General features: G+C 66.8%; 19 protein-coding genes. 11 read left to right on the top strand and 8 right to left on the bottom strand.

Features of this window, described 5'->3' with window-relative positions:
• Window positions 1–117 precede the first annotated feature (117 nt).
• Together ACGFK1_RS09875 and ACGFK1_RS09870 are read right to left on the bottom strand one after the other, a co-directional pair.
• Window positions 118–1,512, bottom strand: coding sequence for a cystathionine beta-synthase (locus ACGFK1_RS09875; RefSeq protein WP_393428079.1), 1,395 nt, complete (start codon window positions 1,510–1,512; stop codon window positions 118–120).
• 29 nt (window positions 1,513–1,541) lie between these two features.
• Window positions 1,542–2,603 carry an alpha/beta hydrolase gene (locus ACGFK1_RS09870; RefSeq protein ID WP_393428078.1) on the bottom strand — a complete coding sequence of 354 codons (1,062 nt, stop codon included), beginning with the start codon at window positions 2,601–2,603 and terminating at the stop codon, window positions 1,542–1,544.
• 196 nt (window positions 2,604–2,799) lie between these two features.
• Here ACGFK1_RS09870 and ACGFK1_RS09865 point away from each other — a divergent pair, with 196 nt between their 5' ends.
• Together ACGFK1_RS09865 and ACGFK1_RS09860 are read left to right on the top strand one after the other, a co-directional pair.
• On the top strand, window positions 2,800–3,765 hold the full coding sequence (locus tag ACGFK1_RS09865) for an SGNH/GDSL hydrolase family protein (protein ID WP_393428077.1): 966 nt from the start codon (window positions 2,800–2,802) through the stop codon (window positions 3,763–3,765).
• 35 nt (window positions 3,766–3,800) lie between these two features.
• Window positions 3,801–5,018 (top strand): acetyl-CoA C-acetyltransferase, encoded by a 1,218-nt coding sequence (locus tag ACGFK1_RS09860; RefSeq protein WP_393428076.1) that lies wholly within the window; start codon window positions 3,801–3,803, stop codon window positions 5,016–5,018.
• On the opposite strand, the gene ACGFK1_RS09855 is transcribed toward ACGFK1_RS09860, so the two are convergent.
• The gene (locus tag ACGFK1_RS09855) at window positions 5,015–5,935 is read right to left on the bottom strand and encodes a hypothetical protein (protein ID WP_393428457.1); all 921 of its coding nucleotides are present in this window, start codon (window positions 5,933–5,935) and stop codon (window positions 5,015–5,017) included. The genes ACGFK1_RS09860 and ACGFK1_RS09855 overlap by 4 nt on opposite strands.
• Window positions 5,936–6,112: 177 nt before the next feature.
• Window positions 6,113–6,961 carry a Bax inhibitor-1/YccA family protein gene (locus ACGFK1_RS09850; protein ID WP_393428456.1) on the bottom strand — a complete coding sequence of 283 codons (849 nt, stop codon included), beginning with the start codon at window positions 6,959–6,961 and terminating at the stop codon, window positions 6,113–6,115.
• 157 nt (window positions 6,962–7,118) lie between these two features.
• On the opposite strand from ACGFK1_RS09850, the gene ACGFK1_RS09845 reads away from it, so the two are divergent.
• From ACGFK1_RS09845 to ACGFK1_RS09835, 3 genes are read left to right on the top strand one after another with little or no spacing between them, the layout of a single operon-like run.
• Window positions 7,119–8,180: an enoyl-CoA hydratase/isomerase family protein gene (locus ACGFK1_RS09845; protein WP_393428075.1), complete on the top strand. Its 1,062-nt coding sequence runs from the start codon at window positions 7,119–7,121 to the stop codon at window positions 8,178–8,180.
• Window positions 8,177–8,956 (top strand): enoyl-CoA hydratase, encoded by a 780-nt coding sequence (locus ACGFK1_RS09840; RefSeq protein ID WP_393428074.1) that lies wholly within the window; start codon window positions 8,177–8,179, stop codon window positions 8,954–8,956. The genes ACGFK1_RS09845 and ACGFK1_RS09840 overlap by 4 nt, the downstream gene beginning before the upstream one ends.
• A complete protein-coding gene (locus ACGFK1_RS09835; protein WP_393428073.1) occupies window positions 8,913–10,661 on the top strand; it encodes an alpha/beta hydrolase in 1,749 nt (582 codons plus the stop codon). The genes ACGFK1_RS09840 and ACGFK1_RS09835 overlap by 44 nt, the downstream gene beginning before the upstream one ends.
• Here ACGFK1_RS09835 and ACGFK1_RS09830 read toward each other — a convergent pair.
• Together ACGFK1_RS09830 and ACGFK1_RS09825 are read right to left on the bottom strand one after the other, a co-directional pair.
• The gene (locus tag ACGFK1_RS09830; protein ID WP_393428072.1) at window positions 10,658–11,029 is read right to left on the bottom strand and encodes a rhodanese-like domain-containing protein; all 372 of its coding nucleotides are present in this window, start codon (window positions 11,027–11,029) and stop codon (window positions 10,658–10,660) included. The genes ACGFK1_RS09835 and ACGFK1_RS09830 overlap by 4 nt on opposite strands.
• Complete coding sequence (locus ACGFK1_RS09825) at window positions 11,029–11,580, bottom strand: cysteine dioxygenase (RefSeq protein WP_393428071.1); 552 nt, start codon at window positions 11,578–11,580, stop codon at window positions 11,029–11,031. The genes ACGFK1_RS09830 and ACGFK1_RS09825 overlap by 1 nt, the downstream gene beginning before the upstream one ends.
• Window positions 11,581–12,482: 902 nt before the next feature.
• Here ACGFK1_RS09825 and ACGFK1_RS09820 point away from each other — a divergent pair.
• From ACGFK1_RS09820 to ACGFK1_RS09810, 3 genes are read left to right on the top strand one after another with little or no spacing between them, the layout of a single operon-like run.
• The gene (locus ACGFK1_RS09820; RefSeq protein WP_393428070.1) at window positions 12,483–14,354 is read left to right on the top strand and encodes a hypothetical protein; all 1,872 of its coding nucleotides are present in this window, start codon (window positions 12,483–12,485) and stop codon (window positions 14,352–14,354) included.
• Window positions 14,355–14,396: 42 nt separating this feature from the next.
• Window positions 14,397–14,834: a lipoprotein LpqV gene (locus tag ACGFK1_RS09815; RefSeq protein WP_393428069.1), complete on the top strand. Its 438-nt coding sequence runs from the start codon at window positions 14,397–14,399 to the stop codon at window positions 14,832–14,834.
• A 20-nt stretch (window positions 14,835–14,854) separates the two neighbouring features.
• Entirely contained in the window at window positions 14,855–15,796 is a 942-nt protein-coding gene (locus tag ACGFK1_RS09810; RefSeq protein ID WP_393428068.1) for a patatin-like phospholipase family protein, read from the top strand.
• A 1-nt stretch (window position 15,797) separates the two neighbouring features.
• Here the strand turns inward: ACGFK1_RS09810 and ACGFK1_RS09805 are convergent, their stop codons facing one another.
• The gene (locus ACGFK1_RS09805) at window positions 15,798–16,655 is read right to left on the bottom strand and encodes a patatin-like phospholipase family protein (protein WP_393428067.1); all 858 of its coding nucleotides are present in this window, start codon (window positions 16,653–16,655) and stop codon (window positions 15,798–15,800) included.
• Between the two features lie 37 nt (window positions 16,656–16,692).
• Between ACGFK1_RS09805 and ACGFK1_RS09800 the strand changes: the two genes are divergently transcribed.
• Entirely contained in the window at window positions 16,693–17,409 is a 717-nt protein-coding gene (locus ACGFK1_RS09800) for an HAD family acid phosphatase (protein ID WP_393428066.1), read from the top strand.
• A gap of 26 nt (window positions 17,410–17,435) precedes the next feature.
• Here the strand turns inward: ACGFK1_RS09800 and ACGFK1_RS09795 are convergent, their stop codons facing one another.
• A complete protein-coding gene (locus ACGFK1_RS09795) occupies window positions 17,436–18,149 on the bottom strand; it encodes a hypothetical protein (RefSeq protein ID WP_393428065.1) in 714 nt (237 codons plus the stop codon).
• A 47-nt stretch (window positions 18,150–18,196) separates the two neighbouring features.
• Between ACGFK1_RS09795 and ACGFK1_RS09790 the strand changes: the two genes are divergently transcribed.
• Both ACGFK1_RS09790 and ACGFK1_RS09785 read left to right on the top strand, forming a co-directional pair.
• Window positions 18,197–18,529 carry a hypothetical protein gene (locus ACGFK1_RS09790; protein ID WP_393428064.1) on the top strand — a complete coding sequence of 111 codons (333 nt, stop codon included), beginning with the start codon at window positions 18,197–18,199 and terminating at the stop codon, window positions 18,527–18,529.
• Window positions 18,477–18,944, top strand: coding sequence for a hypothetical protein (locus ACGFK1_RS09785; RefSeq protein WP_393428063.1), 468 nt, complete (start codon window positions 18,477–18,479; stop codon window positions 18,942–18,944). The genes ACGFK1_RS09790 and ACGFK1_RS09785 overlap by 53 nt, the downstream gene beginning before the upstream one ends.
• Window positions 18,945–19,154 lie beyond the last annotated feature (210 nt).

Here is a 19,154-nt window from a genome sequence, read left to right as displayed (position 1 = left end):
ATTAGCTGGCAACGAGCGTGCCTACCCTAACCTGGAAAGTCCCCGATAACAGGGCTTTCCCTGCGGAAGTTGATCTTGGACACGCGCGCGGTCCGATGACCCGCACGAATCGCGTCGCTATCGACGCATGACGCCGTCGGACAGGAAACCCAGTAGGTCGTGCCGGGTCAGGACGCCAACGGGTTTGCCCTCTTCGACCACCATCACCGCATCACATTCGCGCAGCGTCTTGGCCGCGGTGCTGACCAGTTCACCCGCACCGATCAACGGCAGCGCCGGGCTCATGTGCTGTGCGACGGCGTCGGCGAGTTTCGCGCGGCCCTCGAACACCGCGGAGAGCAGTTCGCGTTCCGACACGCTGCCCGCGACCTCGCCCGCCATCACCGGGGGTTCCGCACCGACGACCGGCATCTGCGACACGCCGTACTCGCGCAGGATGCCGATTGCGTCGCGCACCGTCTCCGACGGATGCGTGTGCACCAGGTCAGGCAGCGCGCCCGACTTCCCGCGCAGGATGTCGCCGACGGTCGTCTCCTCTACCGAGCCGTCCAGACGGGTACGCAGGAAACCGTAGGAGGACATCCAGTCATCGTTGAAAATCTTTGAGAGATAACCTCTTCCGCCATCGGGCAGCAGAACCACCACCACAGCGTCGGGGCCGGCCGTTTCGGCCACCTTGACCGCGGCGACGACCGCCATGCCGCAGGAGCCGCCGACCAGAAGCGCTTCCTCCCGCGCCAGCCTGCGGGTCATCTCGAACGAGTCGGCGTCGGAAACCGCGATGATCTCGTCCGGCACGGTGGGGTCGTATGCCGACGGCCAGAAATCCTCGCCGACGCCCTCCACCAGATACGGCCGGCCGGTGCCGCCGGAATACACCGATCCCTCCGGGTCGACGCCGACGATGCGCACTTTCCCGCCGGACACCTCCTTGAGGTAGCGGCCGGCGCCGGTGATGGTGCCGCCGGTGCCGACGCCCGCGACGAAGTGGGTGACCTTGCCCTCGGTGTCGGCCCAGATCTCGGGTCCCGTGGTCTCGTAGTGGCTGGCGGGCCCCATCGGGTTGGAGTACTGGTCGGGTTTCCACGCGCCGTCGATCTCCTCGACGAGTCGGTTGGACACGCTGTAGTAACTGTCGGGGTGGTCGGGCGGTACCGCCGTCGGGCACACCACGACATCGGCGCCATAGGCGCGCAGCACGTTCTGCTTGTCCTCGCTGACCTTGTCAGGGCAGACGAAGATGCACTTGTAGCCGCGCTGCTGGGCGACAAGGGCCAGCCCGACGCCGGTGTTGCCGGAGGTCGGTTCCACGATCGTGCCGCCCGGCCGCAGTTCGCCGCTGGCCTCCGCGGCGTCGATCATCTTGATCGCGATGCGGTCTTTGGCGCTGCCGCCGGGGTTGAGGTATTCGATCTTGGCCGCGACCGTGCCCGCGCCTTGCGGCACAACAGAGTTCAGCTGTACCAGAGGGGTGTTGCCGATGAGCTCACTGACGTGCCTGGCGATGCGCATACGACCATCGTCTCAGGCCCGTCCATCGGCTACCAGGTGGCCTCTCGGATGTAGTCGCCGATCTGCTTCAGCGACCGGCTGGCCTCGGAGACCATCGGCGCGGCCAACTGGAAGACGTGCATCTGTCCCGGCCAGACCCGGACCTCGACGGGCACTCCGGCGGCGGCAAGCATGTGGGCGGCCTTGCGGGCGTCGCTGACAAGAACCTCCGAGCCGGACACATGAATCAATGTGCGCGGAAGCCCCGGCTCGATGTGGTCGAGCGGTTCGTAGACCTCTTCGGGCTTGCCGTCGACAATGTGCCGTTCCGCGGCTTGCTCGATGAGCTCGACAAGAGCGTGAAATGCCTTGGGCGGGAACATCGCATCGGTGCGGATGTTCGGGTGGTTGGCCCGCGTCTCGTTGTCGATTTCGAACAACGGCGACATGGTGACGATGGCCGCGGGCGATTCGGTGGCCAGACCTTCCTGCTGCAACCGCTCGGCCAGCACCAGCGCCAGATAGCCACCGGCGGAGTCACCGGCCAGCACGATCTGGTCGGGCTCGTAGCCGCGCAGGCGCAACCACTTGTATGCCTCGTAGCAGTCGTCGATCGCCATGCCGACCGAATGCTTCGGGATCATCCGGTAATTGACGACGAGCACCGGGCTGTCGGCGTACTTCGACAGGGCGGTCACGAGCCTGCCGTGCGAGTGCACCCCGCAGGTGAGAAACGCGCCACCGTGCATGTACAGGATCACGCTTCGCTTGCCGTCGGCGGGAAGCACGCCTGCGGCGCGCACCAACTGCGCAGTGCAGTTCGGCAAAGAAATGGTGGCGCGGACCGTCCCGGGAGCGGGCCGCATCACGCGGGACACGAAATCGACCAAACCCCATGGCCACGGCAGCCGGGGCGCATAGCTGCCGATTGCTAGCGTCGGCCGGATAGTTAGCAGAGCGGCCAGCGCAGTCAGCCGTCCCGCGAGGCTTGGACCGTCTTCGACGAACTCAACGGGCGCGCCGTCGCTGACCGGAAACTTGCGCGGTTTACGTGAGCTAGCTGGGCTGACGCCAGCGTGCGTCGTTGGACTTACCTTACTCGGTGCCGTCATCGCCACCACTCCTACGCCATCGCAGTGCCGGGGTGTTCAAGAATTAACTGAGCTAACCCAACACGGTTAGCTTGACACCCTATATCCATTCAAACAACGAACTTGTCAAAATCGATACCGGACTTGATACCGCAATGTGATCGCCGATCCTGTCCGCCACGCGGAGAGTCCCGCAATTCCCACATAAACTTGTGCTGTGCGCATTCGTGTGGGGCGTCGATCGACCATCGCCCTTGCGGCGGCGGCCGGCCTGGCGTCGACAGGCTCCGCTTATATCGGGGCTCGCAACCTGCTGACCGGACAGGCTGACCAGGCACGACGCGTGATACCGAAGTCATGGGACATCCCGCCGCGGGCGGACGGCGTGTACTCACCGGGCGGCGGGCCGGTCGAGCGATGGCATCGCGGAGTTCCGTTCGACCTGCACCTGATGATCTTCGGCGACTCGACCGCCGTCGGTTACGGCTGCGAGCACCCCGACGAATTGCCCGGCGTGCTGCTTGCGCGCGGACTCGCCGAAGAATCCGGCAGGCGTGTGAGGTTGAGCACAAAAGCGATCGTCGGCGCGACGTCGAAAGGGTTGTCGGGACAGATCGACGCGATGTTCGTGGCGGGCCCACCGCCCGACGCGGCCGTCATCATGATCGGAGCAAACGACATCACCAAGCCCAACGGCATCGGACCGTCGGCCCGCCGGGTCGGCACGGCCGTGCGCCGATTGCGTGCCAGCGGGGCCGTCGTGGTGGTCGGCACCTGTCCGGACTTCGGTGTCATCACCGCGATTCCACAACCGTTGCGTTGGGTGGCCCACAGTCGCGGGTTGCGGTTGGCCCGCGCGCAAGCCGCGGAAATCCGCTCGGCCGGCGGCGTGCCCGTCCCGTTCTCCGATCTGCTGGCGCCGGAGTTCCGCAAGAAGCCGGACGTGTTGTTCTCCCACGACATGTTCCACCCGTCGGCCGCGGGATACGCGCTGGCGGCCAAGCAGCTACTGCCCGCGCTCGGTAACGCGTTGGCAGACTTCATCGGTCACCCGGTGACCGACGACGCGCTCGAGGCGCGGACGGCCCAACACGGTTCACTGCTGGCTCGGATGGGCAACATCAGCAGGCTGTGGCGTCGGTCGACTGGGGTGCCCGCACCCGTCGTGGTGTCCGCCAGCTAGGTTTTCTGGTATCCACTCGATACCGAGGAGCCGTCATGACTGAAGCCGTGATCGTTTCGACCGCCCGTTCGCCGATCGGCCGCGCCGGTAAGGGTTCACTGGTCGAGATGCGGCCCGACGACCTGGCCGCGCAGATGGTGCGCGCCGCGCTGGACAGGGTGCCTGCGCTCGACCCCCGCGACATCGACGACCTGATCATGGGCTGCGGGCAGCCCGGCGGCGAGGCCGGCTTCAACATCGGTCGCGCCGTGGCTGTCGAGTTGGGCTACGACTTCCTGCCGGGCACCACCGTGAACCGGTACTGCTCGTCGTCGCTGCAGACCACCCGGATGGCGTTCCACGCGATCAAGGCCGGCGAGGGTAGCGCGTTCATTTCCGCTGGGGTGGAGACGGTTTCGCGTTTTCCGAAGGGAACTTCGGACGGCTGGCCCGATTCACACAACCCGGTGTTCGCCGACGCCGAGCAACGTTCGGTGCAGGCGTCGGCCGGCGCGGACGAATGGCACGATCCACGTCAGGACGGACTGCTGCCCGACGTCTACATCGCGATGGGCCAGACCGCGGAGAACGTCGCGCTGCTCACCCGCATCAGTCGCGAGGAACAGGACCACTGGGGCGTGCGCAGCCAGAATCGTGCCGAAGAAGCCATCAAGAGCGGCTTTTTCGAGCGCGAGATCGTGCCGGTGACGCTGCCTGACGGGTCGACGGTCGCCAAGGACGACGGGCCGCGCGCAGGCACCACCTACGAGGCGGTTTCGCAGTTGAAGCCGGTGTTCCGGCCCAACGGCACGGTCACCGCGGGCAACGCGTGTCCGCTGAACGACGGCGCTGCGGCGGTGATCGTGATGTCGGATGCCAAGGCCCGCGAGTTGGGGCTGACGCCGTTGGCGCGCATCGTCGCGACGGGAGTGTCCGGGTTGTCGCCGGAGATCATGGGGCTGGGTCCCATCGAGGCGACGCGGAAGGCGTTGGCCAACGCTCAGATGACGATCGACGACATCGACCTCTACGAGATCAACGAGGCGTTCGCCGTACAGGTGCTCGGTTCGGCCCGCGAGTTGGGCATGGATCTCGACAAGCTCAACGTGTCCGGCGGCGCGATCGCGCTGGGACACCCGTTCGGCATGACCGGCGCTCGGATCACCGCCACCCTGCTGAACAATCTGCAGACCCACGACAAGCAGTTCGGCCTGGAGACCATGTGCGTCGGCGGCGGCCAGGGCATGGCGATGATCATCGAGCGGCTCAGCTAGTTTCCTTCGCGTTCGTCGCGCGTTCGTCGCCGAGACTGCGGTGAGATCGCGATTTCACGAGATTTCGTGTCTGTCCGCAGTTTCGAGCGCCACGCGCGGTCGAGTCGACGCAAGACGTCGGCTTCGTCGTGGCGTTTGACGACCCGGATCCGGGTCCAGCCAAGGACGTCGAGATCCTCTGACCGGCGGATGTCGTACGCATACTGCTCAGGATCTTTGCGATGCTGTTCCCCGTCGTACTCGGCAGCGAGCTTGATGTCCGCCCAGCCCGTGTCGAGGTAGTACCACCGGCAGCCGTCCGGGCTCAGCACCGGAATCTGTGTCTGCGGTCGAGGGTAACCAGCTCGAATCATCAACAGCCGCAACCACGTTTCCTTCGGTGATTGTGCGCCAGGGTCGTAGAGGTCGAGCGCTGCACGCAGCTGGCGAACGCCTCGGGCACCGGGATGCTGGGCGGCAACGGCAAGCACCTCATTCGCCTTGAGGCCCGCGGCATTTCCGAGCGCATCGAGGCGGGCGACCGCATCGTCGAGCCGGCCTCTGCGGCCGATGTCGAAGGCTGTGCGTTCAACCGTGGTGATACGCATGTCGGTGTAATAGGCGGATTCTGTTGAGAGAAGCCGCATACCATAGGTGCGAAGTCCGCGCGGACGACGGTAGTTCGACCAGATCAGCTCGATCGGCAAGTGGGCGTCGACCCACTTCGCGCCGTGCAGCGCCGACGCCGTCACCCCCGCAATGACGCCCTGTCGGTGCGTATACAACCACCCCGCCCGCGCACGCTGCGCGGTCGTCAACACGGCGTCCTTGTGAACGTAGACATCTGGGAACTCCGCCCGATAACGCGTGCGGAGTTCATGCTTTCGAAGCACTCCGGCCGCTATCGCCTCACTACCGACGAACGGCTTGTCGACCATTTTCATGAGTCGACTCTCGCTCGTCTATCCCCCTCGAGACTGCGCACAGATCGCAATCTGTGGACGAATTTGGATCTGTGAGCAGTCTCGGCGGCCGAGCCCGCGCCAATCCGAGCCAGACCGAGCCAATGAAAAAGGGCGCCCACATTCGTGGACGCCCCTTCTCTCGCCGGGTAGCTAGTTGCTGCTGTTGAAGTAGGACAACAGCCGCAGGATCTCCAGGTACAGCCAGACCAGCGTCACGGTCAGGCCGAGCGCGACACCCCATGCCGCCTTCTCCGGCGCACCTGCGCGAATCAGCTGATCGGCCTGATCGAAATCAGACAGGAAGAAGAACGCCGCGAGGCCGATCATCAGAAGCGAGAACAGGATGGCCAGCGGGCCACCGTCGCGCAGCGGTCCGGCGCTGTGGGTGAACAAGCCGACCACCAGGTTCACCAGCATCAGCACGACGGCGCCGAAGCCTGCCGCCACCAGGAAGCGAGTGAACTTGGGCGTCACGCGGATGGCGCCGGTCTTGTAGACGACCAACATGCCGAAGAACACGCCGAAGGTACCGACGATCGCCTGGCTGATCAGCGCGCCTGCACTGATGCCCGACACCATGAAGTTCGCGACCACGAATGAGAACGTGCCGACGACCAAGCCCTCACACGCGGCGTAGCTCAGCACGATGCCCGGGTTGTCCTGCTTGCGGCCGAAGATGCCGATGAGCAGCAGCACCATGCCGGCGATCAGGCCGACCATCATCAGAGGCATCGCGAGGCCGATGTTCTGCGCGACCAAGAAGTAGGCGGCCACCGCGACGGCTGCCAGCACGCCCAACGTGATGCCCGTCTTGGTGACGACGTCGTCGATGGTCAGCGGCCGGGCAACACCCGCCTGCCGCTGCTCCGGGTACGCGCCCGCATACGGGTCGGCGTGTACCGCCTGTGCACCGTAGCCGGCGGCTCCGGTACCGAACTGTGCATAACCGCCCTGCGTCTTAGGCAGGGAACGAAATACCGGGTTGCTGGTCTCCCGCACCGTCGGTTCCTCTCCTGTGCTGTGGTTCGACAAGTTGGCGAACACACTCTCAACGATCACTACCTGTTCTCGGTTCCCGAAGAAACCTCCCAGCTAGTTCACAGGAAACCCTACCCGGCGCGTGCGCAGCGCGGGCGGCGATCTAGATTGCATACTCGTGGCGGAAAACGAGGACATCCTAGTAACTGTCGAAAGCGGCGTCGGCCTTATCGAGCTCAACCGCCCAAAGGCCATCAACTCGCTGACCCACTCGATGGTCACCGCGATGTCGAAGGTGCTCGCCGACTGGGAGCACGACGATGGTGTGCGCGCGGTCGTGGTGTCCGGCGCCGGCGAGCGTGGCCTGTGCGCAGGAGGCGACATCGTCGCGATCTATCACAGCGTCAACGCCGACGGGTCTGAGGCGAGAAAATTCTGGTACGACGAATATCTGCTCAACGCGCGGATCGGCCGTTTCAGCAAGCCGTACGTCGCGCTGATGGACGGCATCGTGATGGGCGGCGGCGTCGGCATCAGCGCTCACGGCAGCGTCCGCGTGGTCACCGACACCACGAAGATGGCGATGCCCGAAGTCGGTATCGGCCTCATCCCTGACGTCGGCGGCACGCTCATCCTCTCGCGTGCACCGGGTCTGCTCGGCCTGCACGCCGCGCTGACGGGTGCCAATTTCGACGGCGCCGACGCGATCGCCATGGGCTTTGCCGACCACTTCGTGCCTCACGACAAACTACTCGACTTCAAGGACGCGGTCGTCGCCGACGGTATCGACGCGGCACTGGCCTCTTATACCCAAGAGCCGCCACCGAGTGCGTTTCTGGCACAACGGGACTGGATCGACCACTGCTACGCGCGCGACACGGTGACCGACATCGTCGCCGCCCTGCACGAACACGGCGGCGAGGCCGCGGGTCAGCTCGGCGGCACCGCCGCCGTCGAGGCCGCGAACCTGATCGCCACCCGCTCCCCCGTTTGCCTGTCCGTCGCCTTGGAAGCCGTCCGCCGCGCCGCCAAGCTCGACACCCTGGAAGACGTGTTGCGCCAGGAGTATCGGACGTCATGCGGCGCGTCACGCTCACATGATTTAGTGGAGGGCATCCGCGCCCAAGTCATCGATAAGGATCGCAACCCGAAGTGGTCGCCTGCGTCATTGGCGGCCGTCACCCCCGCCGACGTCGATGCCTATTTCGCGCCGGCCGACCGCGAACTGGAGTTCACATGACCAGCTACCAGACCATCCTCGTCAGCCGCGACGAGCGCGTCGGCACCATCACGCTGAACCGGCCGAAGGCGCTCAACGCCCTCAACACCCAGGTGATGAACGAAGTCGTCGCGGCCGCAGCGGAATTCGACAACGATCCGGGTATCGGCGCCATCATCGTCACCGGGTCCGGCGAGAAGGCGTTCGCCGCGGGGGCGGACATCAAGGAGATGGCCGAACTGTCGTTCGCCGAGGTGTTCTCCTCAGACTTCTTTGCGGCGTGGGGCAAGTTCGCCGCGACCCGCACCCCCACCATCGCCGCGGTGGCAGGCTACGCGCTGGGCGGCGGTTGTGAACTGGCGATGATGTGCGACCTGCTGATCGCCGCCGATACCGCGAAATTCGGCCAACCCGAAATCAAACTCGGTGTGCTGCCCGGCATGGGTGGCTCGCAGCGACTCACCCGCGCGATCGGTAAGGCCAAGGCCATGGACCTGATTCTGACCGGTCGCAACATGGACGCCGAGGAGGCCGAGCGCGCAGGTCTGGTGTCCCGTGTGGTGCCCGCGGACACATTGCTCGAGGAAGCCAACGCCGTCGCCAAGACCATTGCGGGCATGTCACTGTCGGCGTCGCGGATGGCCAAGGAAGCCGTCAACCGCGCCTTCGAAACCACACTCGCCGAGGGATTGCTCTTCGAGCGCAGGGTGTTCCACTCAGCGTTCGCCACCAGCGACCAGACCGAGGGCATGAATGCGTTCACCGAGAAGCGCCCCCCGAACTTCACGCACCGGTAAATTTTCGTCCGTGACCGACACGGCGGAGAAGACCGAACAAGCCCCTCCGCAGCGCGAGTCTGCCAAGAAGCCCTGGTGGGAACGGCACTACACCTATACCGGGACCGCCATCGGGTTGGCATTCATCTGGTTGTCGTTGACGCCTTCGCTGCTGCCCCGAGGGCCGTTGTTCCAGGGCATCGTCAGCGGCGCCGCCGGTGCAATCGGCTACGGCCTCGGCGTATTCGGGGTATGGCTGGTGCGCTACATGCGCTCGAAGGAGACCAGCCCGCCCGCGCCACGGTGGGCCTGGATCGGGCTGGTGATCGCCGGTGTCATCGGCCAGATCCTGATGATCTTCTGGTTCCACGTGTGGCAGGACGACGTTCGCGACCTCAACGGAGTGGCGCGTATGGGGTTCTGGGACCATCCGCTGACCGCCGTCCTCTCGATCGTCGTGCTGTTCCTGTTGGTCGAAATCGGCCAACTGATAGGACGATTGGTGCGCTTCTTGGTCCGCAAGATGGATCGTTTTGCGCCGCCCCGGGTTTCGGCCGTCATCGTGGTCGGATTGTTGCTGGCGCTGACGATCGCGCTACTCAACGGTGTGGTGGCGCGCGTCGCGATGAGCACCATCAACAAGACCTTCGCGGCCGTCAACGACGAAACCGATCCTGATTTCCCTGCGCCCACGTCGAGGTTGCGCTCGGGCGGGCCGGAGTCGTTGGCAAGCTGGGAATCACTGGGCCATCAGGGTCGGGTGTTCGTTTCCGCGGGCCCGACGGTCGAGGAACTCACCAAGTTCAACGGCAAACCGGCGACCGAACCGATTCGCGCATACGCGGGACTGCACTCCGCCGACGGCATCGAGGCGACCGCGAAGCTGGCCGCCGAGGAACTGCGGCGTGAAGGCGGCCTTGATCGCGCGGTCGTCGCCGTCGCCACCACCACGGGCACCGGGTGGATCAACGAGGCGGAAGCCGCTGCGCTGGAGTACATGTACAACGGCAACACCGCGATCGTGTCGATGCAGTACTCGTTCCTGCCGAGTTGGCTGTCCTTCCTGGTCGATAAGGAGAACGCGCGGCAGGCCGGCCAGGCACTGTTCGAGGCCGTCGACGCATTGGTCAAGGAACGACCCGAGGGCAAGCGACCGAAACTCGTCGTATTCGGCGAGAGCCTCGGCTCGTTCGGCGGTGAGGCGCCGTTCCTAGCACTCAACAACCTCATCGCCCGCACCGACGGCGCGCTGTTCTCGGGACCCACCTTCAACAACACGATCTGGGAAGAGCTCACCCGTGACCGCGACCCCGGGTCGCCGATGTGGCTGCCGATCTATGACAAGGGCGACAACGCGCGCTTCGCGGCGCGCGCCGACAATCTCAGCAGGCCCCCCGATCCGTGGGGCCATCCCCGGGTGGTGTACCTGCAGCATGCATCCGATCCGATCGCCTGGTGGAACGTCGATCTCCTGTTCGCCAAACCCGATTGGCTCAAAGAACCCCGCGGCTACGACCTGTCGCCCCAGATGGAGTGGGTCCCGATCGTCACGTTCCTCCAGGTGTCCGCCGATATGGCGGTCGCCGTCGACGTGCCCGACGGGCATGGCCACGTCTACGTCAAGGACGTCGCCAACGCGTGGGCCGCCATCATGGAGCCGCCGGGGTGGACACCGGAGAAGACAGAGAGGCTTCGCCCGCTGCTGTCCAATGACGAAAACGCCTAAGTGACAACGCCTTCAGCTTTCAACGCGTGGTATCCGCCGACGACGTCAGTGGCGCGGTGCAGGCCGAGGTCGTGCAACGCCGCCGCGGCCAGGCTCGAGGTGTAGCCCTCCGAACACAGCACCACCCATTCGACATCGTCGCCGACGGCCTGTGGGATTCGCGCGTCACTGGTCGGGTCGCACCGCCACTCGAGCACGTTGCGCTCGATCACCAACGCGCAGGGCACGTCACCCTCCCGCTGGCGCTGGGCCTGGGGACGGATGTCGAGCAGCACTGCGCCGCGCTCGAGCGCCGCGGGCACCTCGCCCGCCGACAGCCTGCGCAGCCGCGAGCGCGCTTCTTCGAGGATGTTGTCGATACGGCTCATTACCCCTCCGGAGCGTCGGTGAGTTCGGTGCGCTTGCGACGCAGCATATTTCGCTCAGTTACCTCGTAGTACGACATCGCCGTCAGCGGCGGTGAGTACGCGTGCACGCTGAGTGTGGGCGTGACCGTCGTCGACAGATTCCGCTCGGGCGCCCAGACGACGTCGTGCACCCAGCCCAACGGAAAGCTGGCCTGGTCGCCCGCACTCAACCGCCTGCGCCGCAACTGGTCACCGTCCCAACGGGTTTCCTCGAGCGCGCCGGAGAGCACCGTCAGCGCACCCAGCGAGCCGCCGTGGTCATGCAGTTCCGTCGAACGGTCCGGCACCCAGCTGATCAGCCAGACGTCGAGTTCATCGTCGCCGTGCAACCGCGTGAACCAGCGGTCGTCGGCGGGCGGGCCGCCTGCAGGCAGCAGATGGTCGTACCGTCCGGAGAGCACCCCGTCGGCGTATCGGTCGGTCGTTTGCAGTAGGTCCGGCAGCCTCAGGCGCGTCGGGGAGGAGACGGCGGGGATGGCGGACGGCAACACAGCAGGCTGTGCGGAAACCATGTAGAGCTCCAGGAATGACGGGATCGGATCGGATGGTCGGCGGTCAGGCCCGACAACACTCAAACCGGTTCGTCATGTATGCGAGTGTGGCACGCCGCTGAAGCACGAGCGGACCGTGCCGCTGCGGCCATGGCCGCGACGAAGCCAAAGAACCAGGTCAGCGAAGTATCATCGGCGAGCCACTTTCGACTCGGCGTGAGCAGAACTGAGCCAGGCCTCGGCAAACCCCGCGCTCAAGATCGGTAAACCGGTTTCACTACCCCTCCGACGCGCTGGCGCCTGACGTTGCTGAATTCGCAACCAGCTATTTGCCGATGCCGTCAATTTCTGCCCTCAATATCACCCGATCCGATGCCGAACGGCATTTCGGGAAAGCGCCTCGACAGGGATTTACATCACAAACAGTCCAATTTGCGAACATTCGAAAGGCCTAGCTGAGCGCGACGCTTCGCCGGCGCGGCGCGAGGCCGTGTCGACACACCCCCCAAACCAGCCAATCGCTGCCGATCTCGACGCGTTTCGACGCACGGGTAAATCCGATGCCCGGCACCCAGTGGGCATGTGGCACACGGCTTCCGCCCACTTCAGTCGCGGTCGGTCTGAGCACCGCAGTGCGCGGTCCGCCGGGTCAGCCCGGCGACGCCGGGCACGGGGTGCCTCGCCCGAGCCGTCAACGGCCCGCGGTTCGAGTGTGACCGTGTTTGCTGATCGACTCGCCGCGGCGGCCGAGGCAAGGCCTCAGCGAAACCGTCTCCCGGTTTTGGGAAATTTACCGAAACCGCCGGAATAACCATCCCAAACTGGACTTCTTTGTGCTAATCATATTGTTGCTCCGCGCTAGGCGTTGGTTAGCCAGTAAAGATCGCAGCGCCGCCGGGCGAGACGTGGAAGGGGCACAGGGGATGGTTCAACGAGCCAAGCGCTCACGGCATGCGAAGCCGAGCAGGAAGGCGCTGGTCACCGCCGCCGCGGTCACCGGTGGCGTGCTCGTGGCCGCGGGAGGCGGCGCGTTCGACCTCCTTGACCGGTCCGCTGATTCGACCGATCACGCCGACGCGCGTACGCCGACCCTCGGTTTGGCGGCGGCCGTCGAACCCAGCCCTGCCCCCAATCCGCTGTTCGCGGTGGCTGAGCCCATCGGGGCGCCGGATTCCGGCGGACTCGGCGTCGGCGGCGGCGCGGCCCCCGCCCCGGTTTCACCTGCAGCAGCGCCCGCCTCGAACCCCGACGACGCCGTTGGCGATCCGCTCGCATGCGGGACGGGACCGGTCCTCACGCCGGACTGCGTCACGCCGAGCCTGTCCCCCGGCACCGCGTTCGCAACGCAGGTATTGGCGTTCGCGCCGCAGAACCTGGGGTTCGATCCCGGGAACTTCGCTTTCGATCCGCAGAACCTCTCGCTGCCGACGTTCGGACTGCCGGACTTCGCCAAATCGCTCATCCATGACCATCCACCTGCCGCCCGGTCGGCGATGGTGGTCGGTCCGTCGGCGTCGCCGGCAACGGACCCGGTGACGACGGCCGCGAACCCGGCCGCTCCCAAAGGGTGGGTGCCTGGCCAGTCCGCCTTCGAGAAGTGGGTGAAAGCGACCGTCAAGGTCTACATCAGCAACGGCGAGAAGCCTGGTGAGAACGGCGGTCTGCTGATTGGTCGCGGCGCCGACGGGGCACCGGGTCAAGACGGCGGTCGCGGCGGCCTGCTGCTCGGCCAGGGCGGTAACGGCGGTGTCGGCGTCGAGGGCGTCAACGACGGTCGAGGCGGAAACGGTGGCGGCGTGGGCCTTTTCGGCAGCGGCGGATCGGGCGGTGCCGGCGCGAGCATGACTAGCGATACCGGAGACGTCGTCGCCGGGGACGGCGGCAAGGGCGCCAACTCCGGCCTGGTGTTCGGCAACGCCGGTCACGGCGGTGCGGGCGGCACGGCCAGCAGCACCACAGGGACCGCGCAAGGCGGCCAGGGCGGCGCGGGCGGAAGCAGCGTCTGGACCGGTACCGGCGGCGGCGGCGGCGCGGGCGGCGGGGCCACCAGCGAGTCGGGCCACGCCACCGGCGGCGACGGCGGTGACGGCGGAAACACCGGCGCGCTGTTCGGCTGGGCAGGCGGCGGCGGCGCGGGCGGGGAAGCGACGAGCAACAGCGGCGACGCCACCGGTGGCAACGGCGGCAACGGTGGCGGCCTGGGCATCGAAGGCGACAGCGGCGACGGCGGTCTGGGCGGGTCGGCGACCACAGGAACCGGCAATGCCACTGGCGGTGACGGCGGCAACGGCGGAAGCAACATCTTCAACGGCACGTCAGGCAACGGCGGTGGTGGCGGCGGCGCGCAGGCCACCACCGGCACCGCGACCGGAGGCAACGGCGGCAACGCGGGCATCGGCGGCATCGACGGCCAGGGCGCCAACGGCGGCTCAGGCGGCGATGCGGCCGTCGAGACCGGCACCGCGACCGGCGGAAGCGGCGGTTCGGGTGGCCCGAGTGGGCTGATGCAGAACGGCGGTAACGGCGGCGACGGCGGGCACGGGACCGCGGGCACAGGCACCGGCACGGGCGGTGACGGCGGCAAGGGCGGAAACACCAGCTGGGCCAACGGTTATCACGCAGGCACCGGCGGTACCGGCGGCAACGGCACCGCCACCACCGGCACCGGGAACGGCGGGGCCGGTGGCGCCGGCGGCCATGACGGCCTCGGCGCGGCCGACGGCAAGGGCGGCACCGGCGGCAAAGGAAGCGGATCCGATGGCAGCAACCACGGCAGCGACGGCGCCGACGGGTAACTGGCGATAGGCCTCAAAGCGGAGTTGCTTACATTGGGCTGCATGCCCAGGTATCTCCAACGCGTCGCGCTGCTCACGGCTCTGGCGACCCTCGCTGTCGGCTGTTCGTCCAACGGGCAGCCGCCGCCGACCTCGCAGCCGTCGCCGACGCCAACCAGTGAGCTGGCGCCGCTGCCCGCCGAACCGGCCGAGCCTGGCGCTGTCGGCGTGTCGCCGGGCGGGGTCACCACCAGGGTCGACGTACCCGCCGACGCCACAGAATCTCAATACGGCCAGGCCTGTCACGCGGCGAAGGTGTGGATGGACGGCCAACACGCCGCCGACCCCAAGACGCTCGTGGAGCCCTACCTGAAAATGCTGCAGGCGCCGGGATTCACCGGTCCCGGAAACTTCAACACTCCGTGGGCCGACCTGACCCCTGGCCAACAGGCGGGCGTCATCGTCGCGGTCACCGCCGCAGGCAATGGTGAGTGCGAGTAGCCGCGGCGCAAAATAGCGTTATGGCTTCCAACCGGGTCGCCCTCGCCTTGGGGAGCGGCGGCGCTCGCGGGTACGCGCACATCGGGGTGATCGACGAACTCCGCGACCGCGGGTACGACATCGTCGGCATCGCCGGATCGTCGATGGGAGCGCTCGTCGGCGGGTTGCAGGCGGCGGGCAAGCTCGACGAATTCGCGGACTGGGCCAAGTCATTGACGCAGCGGGCGGTGCTGCGCCTGCTGGATCCGTCGATCACCGCCGCCGGTGTGCTGCGCGCCGAGAAGATCCTCGACGCGGTCCGCGACATCCTCGGCGAGGTGACCATCGAGGAACTGCCGATCCCCTACACGGCCGTGTCGACCGACCTGCTGTCCGGGAAAGCCGTTTGGCTGCAACGGGGTCCGGTCGACGCGGCGATTCGGGCGTCGATCGCGATCCCCGGCGTGATCACACCGCACGTGTTCGACGGACGCCTGCTCGCCGACGGCGGCATCCTCGACCCGCTGCCGATGGCGCCGATCGCCGCCGTCAACGCCGACCTCACCATCGCGATCAGCCTCGCTGGCAGCGAGGCGGGCGGACGGCAGGAACCGACCGACGGCGAGTCCAGGGCCACCCCGGAATGGTTGAGCAGGGTGTGGCGCAGCACCACCGCCCTGTTCGAACGCACCGGCCAGGCACCAGAGGAGACAGGCAGCGTCGACGAATTGGTCGACACGTCCAAAGAAGAAGCGGTGCCAAAACTGGGCAGCTTCGAGGTGATGAACCGCACCATCGACATCGCCCAGGCCGCACTGGCGCGGCACACCCTCGCGGCCTATCCGCCCGATCTGTTGATCGAGGTACCGCGCACGGCGTGCCGCAGTCTCGACTTCCACCGCGCGGCTGAAGTCATCGACATCGGCAGAGAGTTGGCGGCCACCATGCTCGACGAGCTCGAAAAGGCAACGCAGGAAAGCTAATTCAGCTGTTCAGGAAGTCGGCGAGTGCCGCAGCGACGCGGCGGCCCTGTTCGCGGCCTGCCAGCGCCGACGGCAGCCGGCACGCTGGGTCCAGCGGGTTGGGGCCGAACGCGTCGAGCGACTGGTCGTCGGCGAACACGCCGAAGGTGGCGCCGTCGAATGCATCGACCTCGTCGCCGGCACCGGCGCTGAACGGGGAGGGCGTGTCCCGGCCCGACGGCACCAATACCACCGCGGCGGCGCAGTCGTTGGCCAGTGCCATGTTGACGCTGCTGCCGACGCCGCCGTCCATGTAGCGGCGGCCGCCGATCGTCACGGGCGGCCAGACCCCTGGCACCGCACAGCTGGCGGCGACCGCGTCGACCAAGCTGACGCCGGAGTCCTTGTCGAATGCGACCAGTTCGCCCGTCTCGGTGTCGATCGCGGAGATCCGCAGCACTCGATCGGGCCATTGGTGCGACGGCAGCCGCTGCGCGATCACGTCGCGACGCACCGCCTCTGGCACCGTCTGTGTCGACAACGCGATCGCGCCGATCTGTTGGAGCTTCTCTGCGTTGCTCGTATTTGGCGCCGTCATCGCGGTCAGGAACAGTTCGGTGATCTCGTCCATCCCGACGTCCGGGTTCAGTTCGGCCGACGACGCGGCCGTCTGACGCTCGAACAGCGCGTCGAGTCCAAGCCCGCTGCCGAGTTGCCCGGCGACCGTGGAACCTGCCGACGTTCCCACCAATACGTCGGCGGCCAACAGCGCTTCCGCCGTCGCCTGCGATTCGTCGGCGATGCCCCGCAGAATCCCGGTTTCCCATGCGATGCCCGCCAGTCCCCCGCCTGCCAGGACCAGGCCTCGTTTCGTTGCCACGGCAGCGAGTGTGCCAAACCGCCGTTAGGGTCCAGTCATGCGCACTGTCGTAGCCCTTGTCACCGGCGCGCTGATCGCGTTCGCGCCCGCCGCAGCCGCCGAGCCGCCCGCACCGCCCGCACCGATCGTTCCGCCTCCGGTGCAACCCGCGAACATCGGCGATCTGAAGTTCGCGGCGATCGACTACTACAACAGCGGCGCGTATCTGACCGACCTACAGTTCGCCGCTGCCCCCGCAATCGGATGGATCAACGAGGCGCCGCGCGTCGACCGGCCTGCGGTGGTGTTCGACATCGACGAGACCGCGCTGTCGAACTGGGAAGAGTTGAAGGCCAACGACTTCGGCCGCATAGCCGACGGTCCGTGTGACCGGCTGCCTCATGGCCCGTGCGGTCTTCTCACCTGGGATCAGCGGGCGCAGTCGACGGTCATCCAACCGACGATGGACGTCTACCGGGCCGCCAAGGACCATGATGCGGCCATCTTCTTCATCACCGGGCGCGACGAGACCCAGCGCGCGTCGACCGAGCGCAACCTGCACGCCGCCGGCTATCTCGACTACACCCAGCTGATCATGGAACCTGCTGGAGCTCATTATGTTTCGGCGGCCGATTTCAAGGCGCCGCAGCGTCAGCAGATCGAGCAGCGCGGCTTCACGATCATCGCGAACCTCGGCGACCAGCCGTCGGACCTCGACGGCGGATTCGCCGAGCGGACCTATCTGTTGCCAAATCCGTTCTACCGGATCCCCTAGCCGCCCCGGCGATCTCGGTTCCGGGTTCACGCCACCGATCCGTGCTGCGACGCGGCGGCCTGCGCAGTCAGATCCGCGTGGCGAAGTTGATGTTTCGGCGCGTCGGGAAACGCGAGGCGGCGGCTGATCGTCAGATCGGCGTCGACGTGCACCAGCTCACCCGGCGCGAGCAAATGGTCCCGCTTCGTCCCCCTGGTCTCCAGCCGGCTCGGCAACGACACCGGCATCCTGCTGGGCTTCAACAAGACCAACACGCTAAACAGCGCCGTGCTGATCGACCTGCGGCGCCGCGCGCCGCAACCACAACCCGCGGCGCACATCCTGTGGCACCGGCATCGTGGCCGCGGCTGGGGAATCATATTGAGCAGCTTCGCGATCGGGATCGTCGGGCTCGCACTGACACACGACCCGCTGACCGAGCTGTACAGCGATGACGGACTGCTCAACCAGGGCCGCAACCTCGGCTTCACCGTCGCCCAGGCCGCGCTGAACAACGGCTCACTGGCGCCCGGTGGTGGCGCCGCGCAGCTGCACAGCCTGACCGGGCTGATCGCCGACGCCACCGTGCGCACCCCGTTGCAGCTGTGGAACTTCGGCGCGCCAGTGGACGGGATCGGCAGCTGCGCCGAGGCGTGGTCGCGTGCTGTCCTGACGGGGGTGTCCGACGCGTCGGCGCGGGCGATGACCAGTTGCGTTGCGCCGCAGGCGCTGTCGTACGCCCAGCACCTCGACGGCGGCAACTTGGCACCTGGGTTCGTTCTACTGCCTGCTGGGCCTGATCTTCACGGTGTTCGTCTGCTATGTCGCCTACAGCTATGTGATGGTGGCGGGCGCGGCGTTCCTCAATGCGCTGCTGGCCGTACCCGCGGCGGCGGTGGCGATGATCGACGGCAGACCGCGGCGTCGGGCGTGGCAGCGGCTAGTGACGTTTTTCAAACACGTGATGCTGGAATTCGGTTATGTCAGTTACATTTCGGTGGCTGCTGTGATCGTGCTGAAGACGGTGGCGCCGGACGGGTATGCCGCTCAGGTCGGCATGACGCACCCGGCGGGCACTGCTGGTGTTGATGGCGCTCATCGCGGCGGTAGCCACCGGGCTGTTCCGCTGGCTCAAACGTGAACTGGGTGACCACACCCGCGAGGACCTGACCAGCGTGGTGACAGAGTTGATCGACCACGGCCGCACCGGCTACGAACGTGGTCGCAGAACAGTTGTGCGCGGCAGCGAGCTGTACGAGCGCGGCCGGGACCGACTGACCCGCAACGATTCCGGGCACCGCGACGACGACCCGAACACGCCTGAGGAACCGTTGACCGGGCCACCGGTGCCGGGCCGACCCCCGCCTGCGGCACACCCGCGGGTGGCCGGCGCCACAGCCCGGCGGGAATCCCCACGAACTGCGTCGATGTGCAGCAGAAGACGGTGGCCCGACGAGTTCGGCAAGGGTTCGAGTCCGGACCGGGACAACGCCGGAGAGTGGCGACGCCGCGCCGCAGCGCGACTCGGTGGTCAGGGACCCAGCGCGCGGCTATAGCGACGAAGAGCCACCGGCTGGCGGGCTAGTCACGTCAGTCCAGTGATGTTTGTGCGGCTGGACAGCGCAGGCAGATCTCGCCTCCAAGCATCGCCATCCGTTGCTCTCGTCTCGACCGCCTCGCTGCAACCCACAGCAAGGGCGTCATCGCGGCCAGGTTGAGCCCGCAGTGCCCGGATACGGCTCGATCACGGTGGTTTTCTGAGCAAG

Origin of the sequence: Mycobacterium sp. NPDC048908 (genome assembly GCF_043197955.1) — a bacterium.
In the GTDB taxonomy this organism is placed as follows: Bacteria; Actinomycetota; Actinomycetes; order Mycobacteriales; family Mycobacteriaceae; genus Mycobacterium.
Note: the sequence above shows the minus strand (reverse complement) of the source record. Positions and strands in the feature narration are given on the sequence as shown.

Excerpts from the sequence above, each read along its gene's own strand:
- ACGFK1_RS09870 (WP_393428078.1), bottom strand. The coding sequence starts at position 2,603 with ATGACGGCACCGAGTAAGGTAAGTCCAACGACGCACGCTGGCGTCAGC.
- ACGFK1_RS09785 (WP_393428063.1), top strand. The coding sequence starts at position 18,477 with ATGGCGCTCATCGCGGCGGTAGCCACCGGGCTGTTCCGCTGGCTCAAA.
- ACGFK1_RS09840 (WP_393428074.1), top strand. The coding sequence starts at position 8,177 with ATGACCAGCTACCAGACCATCCTCGTCAGCCGCGACGAGCGCGTCGGC.
- ACGFK1_RS09835 (WP_393428073.1), top strand. The coding sequence starts at position 8,913 with ATGCGTTCACCGAGAAGCGCCCCCCGAACTTCACGCACCGGTAAATTT.
- ACGFK1_RS09875 (WP_393428079.1), bottom strand. The coding sequence starts at position 1,512 with ATGCGCATCGCCAGGCACGTCAGTGAGCTCATCGGCAACACCCCTCTG.
- ACGFK1_RS09815 (WP_393428069.1), top strand. The coding sequence starts at position 14,397 with ATGCCCAGGTATCTCCAACGCGTCGCGCTGCTCACGGCTCTGGCGACC.
- ACGFK1_RS09855 (WP_393428457.1), bottom strand. The coding sequence starts at position 5,935 with ATGGTCGACAAGCCGTTCGTCGGTAGTGAGGCGATAGCGGCCGGAGTG.
- ACGFK1_RS09825 (WP_393428071.1), bottom strand. The coding sequence starts at position 11,580 with ATGGTTTCCGCACAGCCTGCTGTGTTGCCGTCCGCCATCCCCGCCGTC.
- ACGFK1_RS09800 (WP_393428066.1), top strand. The coding sequence starts at position 16,693 with ATGCGCACTGTCGTAGCCCTTGTCACCGGCGCGCTGATCGCGTTCGCG.
- ACGFK1_RS09830 (WP_393428072.1), bottom strand. The coding sequence starts at position 11,029 with ATGAGCCGTATCGACAACATCCTCGAAGAAGCGCGCTCGCGGCTGCGC.
- ACGFK1_RS09860 (WP_393428076.1), top strand. The coding sequence starts at position 3,801 with ATGACTGAAGCCGTGATCGTTTCGACCGCCCGTTCGCCGATCGGCCGC.
- ACGFK1_RS09820 (WP_393428070.1), top strand. The coding sequence starts at position 12,483 with ATGGTTCAACGAGCCAAGCGCTCACGGCATGCGAAGCCGAGCAGGAAG.
- ACGFK1_RS09810 (WP_393428068.1), top strand. The coding sequence starts at position 14,855 with ATGGCTTCCAACCGGGTCGCCCTCGCCTTGGGGAGCGGCGGCGCTCGC.